Below are 14,428 nucleotides of genomic sequence, written 5' to 3'. Positions count from 1 at the left end.
CGATCTGGCACAACTGGCTGGTGGGTGCCCCGGTCAAGCGGTCGTTGATCGCCTACGACCACTGACCAGGACACATTTCCCCATCAACGATCTAGTCCTCGTTCTCGAGGACGGCCTCCATGCGCTCGATCTCGGTGTTCTGCTCGGCGATGAGGTCGTTGGCCATCCTCATCACCGTCTGGTCCTTGCCGTTCTCCAGGACCTCCTCGGCCATGGTCACCGCGCCGCGGTGGTGGGCCGTCATCAGCTCCACGAACAGCCGGTCGAACTCGTCGCCGTCGGCGGCCTCCAGCCGGCCCATGTCCTCCTCGGAGACCATGCCCGGCATGTCCTCGTGGTCCACCTGGAGGTCGCAGGCGGGGACCTCGCCCCCGCCGTGGTGGTCGCCGTCCCCCTCCAGCCCGCAGAAGTTCTGGTGGGCGGGGTTCTCCCGGGCCGGGCCGAAGACGTTCGTCTCCAGCCAGCTCTCCATGGCGGTGATCTCCGGGCCCTGGGCGGCGCTGATCCGCTCGGCGATGCCGCCGATGCCCTCGCGCCGGTGGCGCTCGGGGACCAGGTCGGTCATCTCCAGGGCCTGGGCGTGGTGCTCGATCATCTTCACCAGGTAGACGACGTCGGCCTCGTTGTGTCCCTGCTCCTCGGCCAGGGCGGCGATCTGGTCGGCCGTGGCCGGGGAGGACGACTCGCCGGGGGCGCCGGGGGCGATGACGTTCGCCGACTCCTGCGGCTGCTCGTCCTCCCCGGTGCAGGCCGAGGTTCCCAGGAGTACGAGGGCGGTTCCTGCCGCGAGTACCAGGCGACGCACGGGGTGTCCTCCAAGAACGGGGGTGTGGGGCGGGCCCGGGGGCTGTGCGCCGCCTCCGGCGCGGCGGGCCGGTCGGAGGAGAACGCTCTGCTGGGCTTTCTACTCACTGTCCGGGTGTTTTGTCCACCCTTGGGGGCGTGTCTCCATCGTTTTGTTCGCTCCGCGTGTCCCGGCCGTCCCGTATGCCAGATCTGGCGCCTGTGCGCACATGGCGGCGTTTCTGCTGGTCCGTTGGCCATAGGGGGAGTACAACACAAAGTAGGCGATTTGTTGCTCTTTGTGTCGGAGGTGGGCCGTGGGCGGGGAGACGGGGCGAGGGGAGGTGCCGGGCCGCGCGCTCCTGCGCGGGGGAGGCGCCGGCGCGGCCGCGGTCCTGCTGGCCGCCGCGACCGCGGTCCCCGGCGCGGCGGTCGCGGAGCAGGAGGTCTCCGCCGAGGGCGTGGTCCGGGTGGGCGGCCTGCCCCGGCCCGCGCCGCTGGACCGGGAGGGCGCCTTCAACTCCGACCTGGCGTTCACCGGCGACCACGCCATCGGCGGCAACTACGACGGCTTCGTCGTCTACGACATCTCCGACCCGACCCGGCCCAGGGTGGTGTCCACGGTCCTGTGCCCGGGCGGGCAGGGCGACGTGTCGGTCAGCGGCGACCTGCTGTACTTCTCCGTCGACTACCCCCGCGCCGGCGACGAGTGCGGCGCTCCGGCGGCACCGGCCACCGAGGCCGGCGCGTTCGAGGGCATCCGGATCTTCGACATCTCCGACAAGGAGAACCCGCAGTACGTGGCGGCGGTGCGCACCGACTGCGGCTCGCACACCAACACCCTCGTTCCGGGTGAGGACGGCGAGAGCGACCTCGTCTACGTGTCGTCGTACTCGCCCTCGCCGGACTTCCCCGACTGCCGGCCGCCGCACGACAAGATCACCGTCATCGAGGTGCCGCACGACGACCCGGCCTCGGCCGCGATCGTCAACGAGCCGGTGCTCTTCCCCGACGGCGGGGCCGAGTCCACCACCGGCTGCCACGACATCACGGCCTATCCCGAGCGCGGCATCGCGGCCGCCGCCTGCCTGGGCGACGGGCTGCTGCTCGACATCTCCGACCCGGTGGAGCCGCGGGTGCTCGACCGGGTGCGGGACCCGAATTTCGCCTTCTGGCATTCGGCGACGTTCACCGACGACGCCCGGTACGTCCTGTTCACCGACGAGCTGGGCGGGGGGAGCGCCGCCGTCTGCACCGAGGGGGCCGGACCCGAACGCGGGGCGAACGCGGTCTATTCACTCAGCGGTTCCGGGGACCAATGGGAACTCGATTTCAGGAGCTACTACAAACTGCCGCGCCATCAGACCGAAACCGAGAACTGTGTGGCGCACAACGGCTCGCTGATCCCCGTTCCGGGGCGGGACTACTTCGTCCAGTCGTGGTACCAGGGCGGGGTCTCCGTCATCGACCTGACCGACCCCGAGCGCCCGGAGGAGATCGGCCACTTCGACCGGGGGCCCTGGGATCCCCAGGCCCTGCGCACCGCGGGTTCCTGGTCGGCGTACTACTACAACGGGCACGTCTACTCGTCCGACATCCGGAACGGGCTCGACGTCCTCCGGCTCACCGACCCGCGCCTGGAACAGGCACAGGGCGTGGTCATGGAGGAGTTCAACCCCCAGTCGCAAACGTCCTTTTCCGGACATGGACAACACCCGTAACAACGGTCGCCACCTGGGAGAACGCGGAAGCGTACACGGGGGCGCGGGGAACCGCCGACCCGGGCGGCGCACCACCGACCCCCGAAGGAACCTAGGCACCGTGCGTAGCCGGATGGGGTCGTGTGGACAGTGTGTTAACTGGTGTGTTTCTTTTGTTCCCCCCTATACAGATAGATGTTGAAGTGTGTACTTTCTTCCTGTTCAGCGCCAGACCCGAACAGGAGCCCCCATGGCGTCCTCCCCCATGCCAACCCCTCCGCCGCGTTCGTGGAGATCCACGCTGAAGAGGGGAGCGGTCGCCCTCACCGGCGCCACCGCCCTCGTCGCGTCCCTCCTCGCCCCCTCCGCCGCCTCCGCCGACCCGGCCTTCACCAGTGACGCGGAGACCAGCGCCAACGTCACGCACATCGCCAACGTCCCCAAGACCGAGGTGATGAGCGACTTCAACTCCGACCTGGCGTTCACCGGCGACTACGCCATCGGCGGCAACTACAACGGGTTCGTCATCTACGACATCTCCACCCCGGAGAGCCCGACGGTCGTCTCCGAGGTCCTGTGCCCGGGCGGCCAGGGTGACGTGTCGGTCAGCGGCGACCTGCTGTACTTCTCCGTCGACTACGCCCGCGCCAGCGACGAGTGCGGCGCCCCCTCGGTGCCCACCAGCGACCCGAACGGGTTCGAGGGCATCCGGATCTTCGACATCTCCGACAAGGAGAACCCGCAGTACGTCGCCGCCGTGCGCACCGACTGCGGCTCGCACACCAACACCCTCGTCCCGGGCAAGGACGGCGAGCACGAGTACATCTACGTCTCCTCGTACTCCCCGTCGGCGAACTTCCCCAACTGCCAGCCGCCGCACGACAAGATCTCGATCATCGAGGTCCCCATCGACGACCCGGCCTCCGCGCAGGTCATCGACGCGCCCGTCCTCTTCCCCGAGGGCGGCTACCGCAACACCAGCGGCTGCCACGACATCACCGTCTACCCGAAGCACGACATCGCCGCGGGCGCCTGCATGGGCGACGGCATCCTGATGGACATCTCCGACCCGGCCGCCCCGGTCGTCACCGACGTCGTCCAGGACACCAACTTCGCGTTCTGGCACTCGGCGACGTTCACCAACGACGGCGCCACCGTGATGTTCACCGACGAGCTCGGCGGCGGTGGCGGCGCGACCTGCCTGGAGAGCATCGGCTCCGAGCGCGGCGCCAACGCCATCTACACCATCGACGGCTTCAAGAAGGGCGAGCCCGAGCTGTCCTTCGAGGGCTACTTCAAGATCCCGCGCATGCAGGGCAGCACCGAGAACTGCGTGGCGCACAACGGCTCGCTCATCCCGGTCCCGGGCCGCGACTTCTTCGTCCAGTCCTGGTACCAGGGCGGGGTCTCCGTCATCGACTTCAACGACCCGTCCGACCCGCAGGAGATCGGCTACTTCGACCGGGGCCCGATCGATGACGACCGCCTCGTGCTCGGCGGCTCCTGGTCGGCCTACTACTACAACGGCTACGTCTACTCCTCGGACATCACCCGGGGCCTGGACGTCATCAAGCTGGAGGACCCGCGCTTCCGTGTGGCCGAGCAGGTCCACATGAGCGAGTTCAACCCGCAGTCGCAGCCGGAGTACCGCCCGGGAAGGGGCAACGGCCGCTGACCGCCCCCGAAGACGCCCCCGGCCCCCCGGGGCAGGGGCGGGTGACGTGAGAGGGGCCGCGGCCGTGCACGCCGCGGCCCCTTCACGTACCCCTCGAACACCCCCTAGTGCACAGGAGTCCCGATGCCTGTACCCCGCAACAGGAGAGGCCTGAGCCGTTCCGTCGCCCTGGCGGCGACGGCCGCGGCCTCTCTGCTCGTGGGCCTGCTCGGCCCGGCGACCGCGTACGCGGACACGCCCCCGGCCGACTCGATCCACAGTGCCAACATCGAGCACGTGGCCTACGTGCCCAAGCCCTCCACCGTCCGCAACGTCAACTCCGACCTGGCGTTCACCGGCGACTACGCCATCGGCGGCAACTACGACGGCTTCGTCATCTACGACATCTCCGACCCCGAGAACACCAGGGTCCTGACCGAGGTGCTGTGCCCGGGCGGGCAGGGCGACGTGTCGGTCAGCGGCGACCTGCTGTACTTCTCCGTCGACTACGCCCGCGCGAGCGACGAGTGCGGCGCCCCGGCCGTGCCGACCAGCGACCCGAACGGGTTCGAGGGCATCCGGATCTTCGACATCTCCGACAAGGAGAACCCGGAGTACGTGGCGGCGGTGCGCACCGACTGCGGCTCGCACACCAACACCCTGGTCCCGAGCAAGGACGGCGAGAGCGACCTCATCTACGTGTCGTCCTACTCGCCCTCGTCCAACTTCCCCAACTGTCAGCCGCCGCACGACAAGATCACCATCATCGAGGTGCCGCACGACGACCCGGCCTCGGCCGCGATCGTCAACGAGCCGGTGCTCTTCCCCGACGGCGGCAACCACGACCAGGACGGCCTGCTGCTGCCCACCCAGGGCTGCCACGACATCACCGTCTACGCCGAGAAGGACATCGCCGCGGGCGCCTGCATGGGCGACGGCATCCTGATGGACATCTCCGACCCCGTGAACCCGGTGGTCACCGAGGTCGTCCAGGACCCGAACTTCGCCTTCTGGCACTCGGCGACGTTCACCAACGACGCCCGCAACGTGGTGTTCACCGACGAGCTCGGCGGCGGCGGGGCCCCGACCTGCACCGAGGAGATCGGCGGCCAGCGCGGCGCCAACGCCATCTACACCATCAACGGCACCGACGCGGCGCCGGAGATGGACTTCGCCAGCTACTACAAGATCGACCGGCACCAGGGCGACCAGGTCTGCGTGGCGCACAACGGCTCGCTCATCCCGGTCCCGGGCCAGGACTTCTTCGTCCAGTCCTGGTACCAGGGCGGCGTGTCCATCATGGACTTCAACAACCCGAGGAAGCCGAAGGAGATCGCCTTCTTCGACGTGGACTCCCGGGTCGAGGAGGGTGTCCTGGACAACGACACCTGGTCGACGTACTACTACAACGGCTACATCTACTCCAACGACATCACCCGGGGCCTCGACGTCCTGAAGGTGACCGATCCGCGCCTGCGGGCGGCCGAGCGCATCACGTTCGACGAGCTCAACCCGCAGAACCAGGAGAGCTACCGGCCCGGCCGCTAGGCCCTGACCGGTCCACTCCGTGAAGGCGGGGGCGGCGCCCGCGGGCGCCGCCCCCGCCCCCTTGCCCGGGCCGGTCAGCCGAAGAGGCGGTCGGTCGGCACGTCCAGGACCTCGGTCATCCGGCCCGTGAAGTAGACCGTGCCCAGCGCCAGCACCCGGTCGCCCAGGGCGGCCACCCGTGCGGGGGAGAGGGCGGCGGCGTCCACACGGCCCCAGTGCGCGGGCGGGGCGTACTCGAACCGCAGGTGCGCCTCGGGCAGGCGCACCATGGTGACCGGCAGGTCGCCCAGCACCGCCACGGCGCCGGAGACGTCCTTGTGGTCGGGCAGGCACAGCAGCACGTGGTCCACCCCGCCCCAGGCGGCGCGCGCGTGGGCCAGCGCCGCGGCCACCCCCACCCGGTCGATCGCCGAGTCCACGATGGCCTCCGCCCCGGGCGCGCCCGGAACCGGGTGCCGCGACAGCCGGGCGGGCAGCCGCAGGGTGCGCAGCACCGCGTGCAGCCGGCCCGGGTCCAGCGGGCCCCGGCCCAGGTGCTCCAGCATCCGGGCGGCCGCGGCCGTGCCCAGCACGCCCGAGGCGGCCGACAGCCCCGGCGGGCGCAGGTCCGCGGGCGGCTCCGTCCCGGGCGCCTCCGGGTCGGCGACCTCGGCCCGTACCCGGCCCCCGGTCGCCTCCTCCAGAGCGGCGTCCACGGCCGCGGCCACCTCCGGGGTCTGCGGCAGCCGGACCAGGCGCCGGGTGCGCTCGCCGGCCACGCGCGCCTTCTCGCGGGCGATCTCGGTCACGGTGTCCCCAAGGATCCCCACGTGTTCGGCGAAGACCGCGCCAAGGGCGACCACCTCCGGGCCGATCAGCCGCAGCTCGTCGCGGTGGCCGCCCATCCCGGCCTCCAGCACGCACACGTCGGCGCCGACGTCGCGGGCGTGCAGCAGGGCCGCGACGAGGAACACCCCGCTCGGCGCCAGGTACCCGCCGGACTCCGCCGGGCCGGGCAGGCCGCGCCGTGCCCGGTCGATCCGCGCGCCCAGGGAGTCCAGCACCCCGTCGGAGACCGAGGCCCCGTCCACCCGCACCCGCTCCCGGTAGGAGCGGAAGCTCGGCCCGGTGGCCAGCACGGTCCGCAGCCCCGCGGAGGACAGGGCGGCCGCCGCCGTGGTGGCCGTGGTGCCCTTGCCCTTGGAGCCGACCACCCCCAGCACCGGGGGCCGCGCGTCGTCCAGGTCCAGCGCGCGCATCAGCTCCCGGGCGCGCTCCAGGCTGCGGGCCGAGCCGGCGGCGCGGCCGGCCCACTCGGAGAAGAAAGGGTCAAGGTCGGGCATGCCCCCAGTATGCTCCCGGCCATATCGGGGTCCGGACCCCGTACCCGGAGGTCACGCCCCGGCCGGGCCGCGTACACTGACGCGGTGTGTACACCCCGACTCCGACCTCTCAGCAGCCGTGAGTGAGGACCGCGCCGACGCGCGCTACGCCGAAGTGACGGCGCAGATCCTCGCCCGGGCGCCCGAGACCGACATCGACCCCCGCTTGGACCGCGTCCGCACCCTGCTGGACCTCTTGGGCGATCCACAGCGGAACTTCCGGGTCATCCACGTCACGGGCACCAACGGCAAGACCTCCACCGCCCGCATGATCGACGCGCTCATGCGCGCCCGGGGGCTGCGCACGGGCCGCTACACCAGCCCGCACCTGCGCACCGTCCGGGAACGCATCGTCGTCGACGGGGAGCCCGTCTCCCAGGAGCGGTTCGTCGAGACCTTCGACGACATCCGCCCCTACATCGAGATGGCCGACGAGATGAACGACGCTCCCCTGTCGTTCTTCGAGATCCTGACGGTGATGGCCTACGCGGTCTTCGCCGACACCCCGGTCGACGTGGCCGTCGTCGAGGTGGGCATGGGAGGCCGCTGGGACGCCACCAACGTGGTGGACGGCGACGTCGCGGTGATCACACCCATCGGTATCGACCACACCGACTACCTGCCCGACACCGTCGAGGGCATCGCTGAGGAGAAGGCGGGCATCATCAAGCCCGACTCCGTCGCGGTGATCGCCCAGCAGCCGGTGGCCGCGGCCGAGGTCCTGCTGCGCAACGCGTCCGAGGTCGGCGCCCGGGTGGCCCGCGAGGGCATGGAGTTCGGGGTGCTGGGCCGCGAGGTCGCGGTGGGCGGACAGCAGATCGCCGTCAAGGGGCTCACCGCGAGCTACGAGAACCTCTTCCTGCCGATGTTCGGCGCCCACCAGGCGTCGAACGCCGCCGTGGCCGTGGCCGCGGTCGAGGCGTTCGCCGCCGCGGGCGAGGACGCGGCCGGCCTGGACCCCGGCATCGTCGCCGAGGCCCTCGCCGGGGTCGATTCCCCCGGGCGTCTGGAGGTGGTGCGCACCAGCCCCACCGTCATCGCGGACGCCGCCCACAACCCGGCCGGAATGATCGCGACGGCCGCGGCCGTGGAGGAGTCCTTCGGCTTCTCCCGCCTGGTGGGCGTGGTCGCGATCATGGCCGACAAGGACGTCGAAGGGATCCTGGATCCCCTGGAACCGTTGCTCGACGAGATCGTCGTCACCCGCAACTCCTCACCCCGCTCCCTCGACCCGGAGTCCCTGGCCGCCATCGCGGTGGGCATCTTCGGCGAGGACCGCGTCCACCTGGCGCCCCGACTCGACGACGCGATCGACCTGGCAGTGGGCCGGGCCGAGGACGACGGCGAGTTCGGCGGCTCCGGGGTGCTCGTCACCGGCTCGGTGGTCACCGCGGGCGACGCGGTCCACCTGCTGCGCGGCGCGGGGGAGTAGCGGGCCGACGCGCTCTCATTACGAAGGGAATTCCCACCGTGCGTGTCGTCTGCGCCGTCGTTCTGGCCTTCGAGGTCATCGTCATCGGCCTCTTCATCCCCGTGGCCGTGACCCTGGCGGGCATGGACCCCGCCTTCGCCGGAGGCCTGTGGGGCACCATGGCCGTCGCGGCCCTGGTGCTCGCCGGGCTCCAGAAGCACCGCTGGGCCCACTACGCGTCCTGGGCGCTCCAGGCCGTGTTCCTGTTCACCTCGTTCATGCTCCCGGGGGGCATGCTGGTCGCCGTGGTCTTCGTGTCCCTGTGGGTGACCGGCGTCATCCTGGGCCGCCGGACCGACGAGATGAAGGCCGCCCACCAGGCGCGGGCCGAGGCCGAGGCCGCCCGGGAGGCCGAGACGGCCGTCGGTGCCTCGTCGGAGTCCCGAACGCGATAGTGTGACGCACGTTTCCGCGTGCACAGACGCCGTGGGCGTCGTGCCCTCGCGCCACGCGGAGTCCAGTGAGGAGCTGAATCGCACGTGGAACGCACTCTCGTTCTCATCAAGCCGGACGGCGTCCGCCGCAGCATCGTCGGCGAGGTCATCTCGCGCATCGAGCGCAAGGGCCTGAGGATCGTCGCGATGGAGCTGCGCACGCTCGACGCCGAGACCGCCAAGACCCACTACGAGGAGCACGCCGAGCGGCCGTTCTTCGGTTCCCTGGTGGAGTTCATCACCGGCGGCCCGCTGGTGGCGCTGGTGGTCGAGGGCGAGCGCGCCGTCGAGGCGTTCCGCGCCCTGGCCGGCGCGACCGACCCGGTCACCGCCTCCCCGGGCACCATCCGCGGCGACTTCGCCCTGGAGGTGCAGCAGAACATCGTGCACGGCTCGGACTCCACCTACTCCGCCGAGCGCGAGATCAAGCTGTTCTTCCCCGACCTGGGCTGACGCCGGTCGCCGGAACCGAGGCCGAAGGGCCGCCCCCGCCGGGGGCGGCCCTTCGCGCCGTTCGGGGGGCGATTGCGCCGAACCCCCCGCACTCCGGGGGCCGCGCGGCTACGCTGTGCTTCCCGGAACCCCCGCCCGGCCCGGGCCCTCCCGCGCCCGGGGACACTCCCGGAGCCCCCGGGCCCGTCTCCCGCCGTTCCCGCGGCCGACGGCGCCGACGGCGCCGCACTTCCGTCCGCGCGCCGCGGACGCGGAGAAGACAACGATTCGGTGTGTTTGCGTAACCAACTAAGTGCCGACCGTTACGATACGGGGGACTGAATACCTATCGTGCCGGAACGACTACGTATGGTCGCCCCGTGCAACCACGTCCGACACGGCGCCTCTGAGGACGTTACATGCCGAACAACCTTGCTTTTCTCGGCCGGGACATGGCCGTCGACCTGGGGACCGCCAACACGCTCGTGTACGTGCGTGGCCGCGGCATCGTCCTGAACGAACCCTCGGTCGTCGCCCTCAACACCTCGACCGGCAAGATCGTCGCCGTGGGCATCGAGGCCAAGCAGATGATCGGCCGCACCCCGACCAACATCACCGCCATCCGCCCGCTCAAGGACGGCGTCATCGCCGACTTCGAGATCACCGAGCGGATGCTGCGCTACTTCATCCAGAAGATCCACCGCCGCCGCCACTTCGCCAAGCCCCGCATCATCGTCGCGGTCCCCAGCGGTATCACCTCCGTGGAGCACCGCGCGGTCAAGGAGGCCGGGTACCAGGCGGGTGCGCGCCGGGTCTACATCATCGAGGAGCCCATGGCCGCCGCCATCGGCGCCGGGCTCCCCGTCCACGAACCGACCGGCAACATGGTCGTGGACATCGGCGGCGGCACCACCGAGGTCGCCGTCATCTCCATGGGCGGCATCGTCACCTCCCAGTCCATCCGGGTCGGCGGCGACGAGCTGGACCAGGCGATCATGACCTTCGTCAAGAAGGAGTACTCCCTGATGATCGGGGAGCGCACCGCCGAGGAGCTCAAGCTCGCCATCGGCTCGGCCTATCCGACCGGGGCCGAGGAACTGCACGCCGAGGTGCGCGGCCGCGACCTCATCAGCGGCCTGCCCAAGACCATCGTCATGTCCGAGTCCGACGTCCGCCAGGCCGTCGAGGAGCCCGTCACCGCCATCATCGACGCGGTCCGCACCAGCCTCGACAAGTGCCCGCCCGAGCTGTCCGGCGACATCATGGACCGCGGCATCGCCGTCACCGGGGGCGGGGCCCTGCTGCGGGGCCTGGACGAGCGCCTCCTGCACGAGACCGGGATGCCCATCCACGTGGCGGACAACGCCCTGGACTCGGTCGCCATCGGCTCCGGCACCTGCGTGGAGAACTACGAGCGCCTCCACCAGGTCCTCGTCCCCGAGCGGCGGCGCTGATGCTGCGCGACAGCCCGAGGTCCCGGCTCACCCTGACGGTGCTCGTCGTCCTGTCGGTGGTCCTGCTCGTCCTGGACGGCCGCCAGGGCCAGAACCCGGTCACCGCGGCGGCCCGCGCGGGCGGCGAACTGGTCTTCGCCCCCGCCGCCGCGGGCGTGGGCTACGTCGCCGCGCCGGTCGGCGACCTCTACGACACCGTACGGCGCGCCCCCGGGGCCTCCGAACGCATCGCGGAACTCGAGGCGGCCAACGCCGGCCTGAAGGAGGAGCTGCACGCCGCCCGCCTCGACGAGGACCGCGCCGAGCGCCTCGACGAGCTCCTGCACCTGTCCGGGATGGGCGGCTACGAGATCGTCCCGGCCCAGGCGGTCACCCGAACCACACCGCGCGGCTACGCCGACGTCGCCACCATCGACGCCGGGACCGAGTCCGGGATCGCCCCGGACATGACCGTGGTCAACGGCCAGGGGCTGGTCGGCCGGGTCATCGAGGCCGGCCCGCGCACCGCCACGGTGCTGCTCGCCACCGACGTCACCTCCGCGGTCGGCGCCCGCCTGGAGTCGACCCGCAAGATCGGCGTCGTCACCGGGGGCACCGTGCCCGGCGGGCCCGAGGCCGACCTCACCCTGGAGCTGTTCGACATGGAGGCGCCCGTGGAGGCCGGGGACCGGCTGGTCACCCTCGGCTCGCACGAGGGGGCGCCGTTCGTCCCCGGCGTGCCCATCGGCACCGTCGAGGAGGTGCAGGCCGCCCCGGGGGCGCTCAGCCGGCTCGCGGTGCTGACGCCCGCGGTCGACTTCGCCTCGCTGGACACGGTCGGCGTCGTCGTCGCCGGCCCGGCCGAGGACCCCAGGGACTCCGTGCTCCCGCCCAAGCCCGACGCACCCGAGAGGGAGAAGTAGCCATGAGGTCCGCCGTGACCCTGCTCTCGGTGGCCGCGGTCGTGCTCGTCCAGGCGGTGGTCGTCAACCGGCTGCCGTTCGGCGCGCTCTCCGACGGCGGCCCCGGCCCCGACCTGGCCGTGGCCGCCATCGTGGCCCTGGCCCTGACCACCGCCCCCGCCGCCGCCGCGGGCTGGGGGTTCGGCATCGGCCTGGCCCTGGACGTGCTGCCCCCGGCCGACCACGCGATCGGCCGCTACGCCCTGATCCTGTGCCTGGCCGGGTACCTGGTGTCGCTGGTCCACCGCAACACCGGGGCGCCCGGCGGGGTCGGCGCCCGCACCTCGCGCCTGTTCGCCCTGGGCGCCGTCCTGGCCACCTCGCTCGGCGTCGGCCTGGCCTACGCCGGGCTGGGCGTGCTCATGGGCGACCCGCGCACGGGCCTGCCCGACATCGTGGTCGCCGTCGGCGTCGGCGCGGCGCTCACCCTGGTGGTCGCCCCGCTGGTGACCCTGCCCCTGCTGTGGCTGCGCGAGTCCCTGTCGGACCACGAGTTCGCCACCGTCCAGGGGCCCATGTCCCCCCGGGGGTGGTGACCGTGCGACGACCTCCCGTGGACCCGGCCCTGCCCGGACCGCGCCTGGGACGCACCGGCCTCGTGCTCGCGCAGATCCTCGTGGTCGCCCTGTTCGCCGTCCTGGGCGCGCGCCTGTGGTACCTCCAGATCCCGATGGCCGACCACTACCGGGACCTGGCCGTCGCCAACCACCACCAGCGGCTCGTCGTGCCCGCCACCCGCGGCCAGATCCTCGACGCCACCGGCCGCCCCATGGTCGCCAACCGCACCGAGCTCGTGGTCTCCGCCGACTACCACGAGCTCCTGGGCATGGACGACGGCGGCGAGAAGGTCCTGACCGACCTCTCCGAGGTGCTCGACGTCCCGGTGGAGCAGCTCCGGCAGCGCATGCGCCTGTGTGGGCCCGAGGTGGAGCGGCCCTGCTGGCCCGGCTCGCCCTACCAGCCGGTCACCCTGGCCGAGGACATCGAGCCGTCCGTCGCGCTGCAGATCATGGAGAGCTCCGACGACTTCCCCGGCATCACCGCGCAGGCCCACGCCGTGCGCGAGTACCCCAACGGCGCCCGGGCCGGGCAGGTCCTGGGCTACCTCCAGCCCGTCACCCAGGAGGAGCTGGAGGCGCGCGAGGAACTGCGCACCCAGTTCACCGGCATCGACCAGGTCGGCCGCGACGGCCTGGAGGCGGTCTACGACTCGCAGCTGCGCGGCATCGCGGGCGTGCGCACCCTGGGCGTGAACAACCACGGCGAGGTCATGGACGTCATCTCCGACCGTCCGCCCCAGGCGGGGATGCACATCGTCACCCACCTGGACATGGGCGTGCAGGAGATCGTGGAGGAGGCGCTCGCCGAGGGCATGCGGGGCGCCCGCCCCCGGTACAAGGCCGACTCCGGCGCCGCCATCGTCATGGACGTGCGCAACGGCGGCATCATCGCGATGGCCAGCCTGCCCACCTACGACCCCGCGATCTGGCAGGGCGGCATCGACCAGGAGACCTTCGACGAGCTGCTCAGCACCGAGGCCGGCGAGCCGCTGCTGTCGCGCGCCGTCCAGGGCCAGTACCCGCCCGGCTCCACGTTCAAGGTGTCGTCGCTGTCGGCCGCGGTCGAGAACGGCTACTCGCTGCGCAGCACCTACGCCTGCCCCGGATCGGTCAACATCGCCGGGCAGAACTACCAGAACTACGCGGGCGGCGGGCACGGCACCATCAGCCTGCACCGGGCCATCGTGGTCTCCTGCAACACGATCTTCTACAACTTCGGCTACCAGCTCTGGCTCAAGGACGGCGGCCTCGAACCCGAGGGCGAGCCCAAGGAGGCCATGGCGGAGATGGCCCGCGGGTACGGGTTCGGCGCCCCCACCGGCATCGACCTGCCCTACGAGACCAGCGGGCGCATCCCCGACCGCGAGTGGAAGCGCACCTTCTGGGAGGAGACCCGGGAGAACAACTGCCGCCGCGGCGAGGAGGGCTACCCCGAGGTGGCCGAGACCAACCCGTCCCACGCCGCCTACCTCAAGCTCCTGGCCTACGAGCAGTGCGTGGAGGGGTTCCAGTGGCGGGCCGGCGAGGCCGTCAACTTCGCGATCGGCCAGGGCGACGTGCTCGTCAGCCCGCTCCAGCTGGTCCGCGCCTACGCCGCCATCGCCAACGGCGGCACCGTGTACGAGCCCCGGGTGGCCCGGGCCCTGGTCTCGGCCGACGGCAGTGTCGTCGAGGAGATCGAGCCGGTCGTCGCCGGGAGGGTGCCGGTGAAGGACGAGACCATCCGCTACCTCCAGAACGCGCTGGAGGAGGTCCCCAAGACGGGTACCGGCGGCGGCGCCTTCGCGGGCTTCCCGCAGGACAAGGTGTCCATCGCGGGCAAGACCGGTAGCGCCGACGCCCAGAACCGGCAGGTGTCGTCCTGGTTCGTGTCCTACGCGCCCGCCGACGACCCGCAGTTCGCAGTGGTCGTGTTCGTCTCCCAGGGCGGTACCGGCGGCACCACCTCCGCGCCCATCGCCCGGAAGATCTACGAGGGCATCTACGGGTTCGGCGACTTCGACGAGCCCGCCCTGCCCGGCGGCGAGCCCCGCGCCGAGCTGCCCGAGGTCCGCTCCGACGGCTCCATCGACCCTCTGGACCGGTGACCC

General features: G+C 71.5%; 12 protein-coding genes. 10 read left to right on the top strand and 2 right to left on the bottom strand.

Annotated elements, in window-relative coordinates; translation table 11 throughout:
• Positions 1 to 91: 91 nt before the first annotated feature.
• On the bottom strand, positions 92 to 805 hold the full coding sequence (locus tag ACFVNO_RS08690) for a DUF305 domain-containing protein (protein ID WP_355269419.1): 714 nt from the start codon (positions 803 to 805) through the stop codon (positions 92 to 94).
• A gap of 322 nt (positions 806 to 1,127) precedes the next feature.
• Between ACFVNO_RS08690 and ACFVNO_RS08685 the strand changes: the two genes are divergently transcribed.
• The 3 genes from ACFVNO_RS08685 to ACFVNO_RS08675 all read left to right on the top strand — a co-directional run bounded on the left by ACFVNO_RS08685 (position 1,128) and on the right by ACFVNO_RS08675 (position 5,685).
• Positions 1,128 to 2,504, top strand: coding sequence for an LVIVD repeat-containing protein (locus ACFVNO_RS08685; protein WP_378890768.1), 1,377 nt, complete (start codon positions 1,128 to 1,130; stop codon positions 2,502 to 2,504).
• A gap of 229 nt (positions 2,505 to 2,733) precedes the next feature.
• A complete protein-coding gene (locus ACFVNO_RS08680) occupies positions 2,734 to 4,158 on the top strand; it encodes an LVIVD repeat-containing protein (protein WP_378890732.1) in 1,425 nt (474 codons plus the stop codon).
• Between the two features lie 123 nt (positions 4,159 to 4,281).
• Positions 4,282 to 5,685: a hypothetical protein gene (locus tag ACFVNO_RS08675; protein WP_355269415.1), complete on the top strand. Its 1,404-nt coding sequence runs from the start codon at positions 4,282 to 4,284 to the stop codon at positions 5,683 to 5,685.
• A 74-nt stretch (positions 5,686 to 5,759) separates the two neighbouring features.
• Here ACFVNO_RS08675 and ACFVNO_RS08670 read toward each other — a convergent pair whose 3' ends face one another.
• Positions 5,760 to 7,007: a hypothetical protein gene (locus ACFVNO_RS08670; RefSeq protein ID WP_355269413.1), complete on the bottom strand. Its 1,248-nt coding sequence runs from the start codon at positions 7,005 to 7,007 to the stop codon at positions 5,760 to 5,762.
• A gap of 118 nt (positions 7,008 to 7,125) precedes the next feature.
• Here ACFVNO_RS08670 and ACFVNO_RS08665 point away from each other — a divergent pair, with 118 nt between their 5' ends.
• The 7 genes from ACFVNO_RS08665 (at position 7,126) to mrdA (ending at position 14,425) form a co-directional block, all read left to right on the top strand.
• Positions 7,126 to 8,478, top strand: coding sequence for a folylpolyglutamate synthase/dihydrofolate synthase family protein (locus tag ACFVNO_RS08665; RefSeq protein WP_355269411.1), 1,353 nt, complete (start codon positions 7,126 to 7,128; stop codon positions 8,476 to 8,478).
• Positions 8,479 to 8,516: 38 nt separating this feature from the next.
• Entirely contained in the window at positions 8,517 to 8,912 is a 396-nt protein-coding gene (locus tag ACFVNO_RS08660) for a DUF4233 domain-containing protein (protein WP_355269409.1), read from the top strand.
• An 84-nt stretch (positions 8,913 to 8,996) separates the two neighbouring features.
• Entirely contained in the window at positions 8,997 to 9,404 is a 408-nt protein-coding gene (gene ndk, locus ACFVNO_RS08655; RefSeq protein ID WP_220559626.1) for a nucleoside-diphosphate kinase, read from the top strand.
• A 398-nt stretch (positions 9,405 to 9,802) separates the two neighbouring features.
• Entirely contained in the window at positions 9,803 to 10,837 is a 1,035-nt protein-coding gene (locus tag ACFVNO_RS08650; RefSeq protein ID WP_220559627.1) for a rod shape-determining protein, read from the top strand.
• Positions 10,837 to 11,739, top strand: a complete 903-nt coding sequence (gene mreC, locus ACFVNO_RS08645; protein WP_355269406.1) for a rod shape-determining protein MreC — start codon at positions 10,837 to 10,839, stop codon at positions 11,737 to 11,739. The genes ACFVNO_RS08650 and mreC overlap by 1 nt, the downstream gene beginning before the upstream one ends.
• Positions 11,740 to 11,741: 2 nt before the next feature.
• Positions 11,742 to 12,314, top strand: coding sequence for a rod shape-determining protein MreD (mreD, locus tag ACFVNO_RS08640; RefSeq protein WP_355269404.1), 573 nt, complete (start codon positions 11,742 to 11,744; stop codon positions 12,312 to 12,314).
• A 2-nt stretch (positions 12,315 to 12,316) separates the two neighbouring features.
• Positions 12,317 to 14,425, top strand: coding sequence for a penicillin-binding protein 2 (gene mrdA, locus ACFVNO_RS08635; RefSeq protein WP_355269402.1), 2,109 nt, complete (start codon positions 12,317 to 12,319; stop codon positions 14,423 to 14,425).
• Positions 14,426 to 14,428 lie beyond the last annotated feature (3 nt).

The sequence above is a fragment of the Nocardiopsis sp. NPDC057823 genome (assembly GCF_042797335.1).
Taxonomy (GTDB): Bacteria; Actinomycetota; Actinomycetes; order Streptosporangiales; family Streptosporangiaceae; genus Nocardiopsis; species Nocardiopsis changdeensis.
This window is presented reverse-complemented; position numbering and strand designations above follow the sequence as displayed.

Bases quoted from the DNA above. Each gene is read 5' to 3' on its own strand.
- mreD (WP_355269404.1), top strand. From the start codon at position 11,742: ATGAGGTCCGCCGTGACCCTGCTCTCGGTGGCCGCGGTCGTGCTCGTC.
- mreC (WP_355269406.1), top strand. From the start codon at position 10,837: ATGCTGCGCGACAGCCCGAGGTCCCGGCTCACCCTGACGGTGCTCGTC.
- ACFVNO_RS08675 (WP_355269415.1), top strand. From the start codon at position 4,282: ATGCCTGTACCCCGCAACAGGAGAGGCCTGAGCCGTTCCGTCGCCCTG.
- ACFVNO_RS08670 (WP_355269413.1), bottom strand. From the start codon at position 7,007: ATGCCCGACCTTGACCCTTTCTTCTCCGAGTGGGCCGGCCGCGCCGCC.
- ACFVNO_RS08650 (WP_220559627.1), top strand. From the start codon at position 9,803: ATGCCGAACAACCTTGCTTTTCTCGGCCGGGACATGGCCGTCGACCTG.
- ACFVNO_RS08680 (WP_378890732.1), top strand. From the start codon at position 2,734: ATGGCGTCCTCCCCCATGCCAACCCCTCCGCCGCGTTCGTGGAGATCC.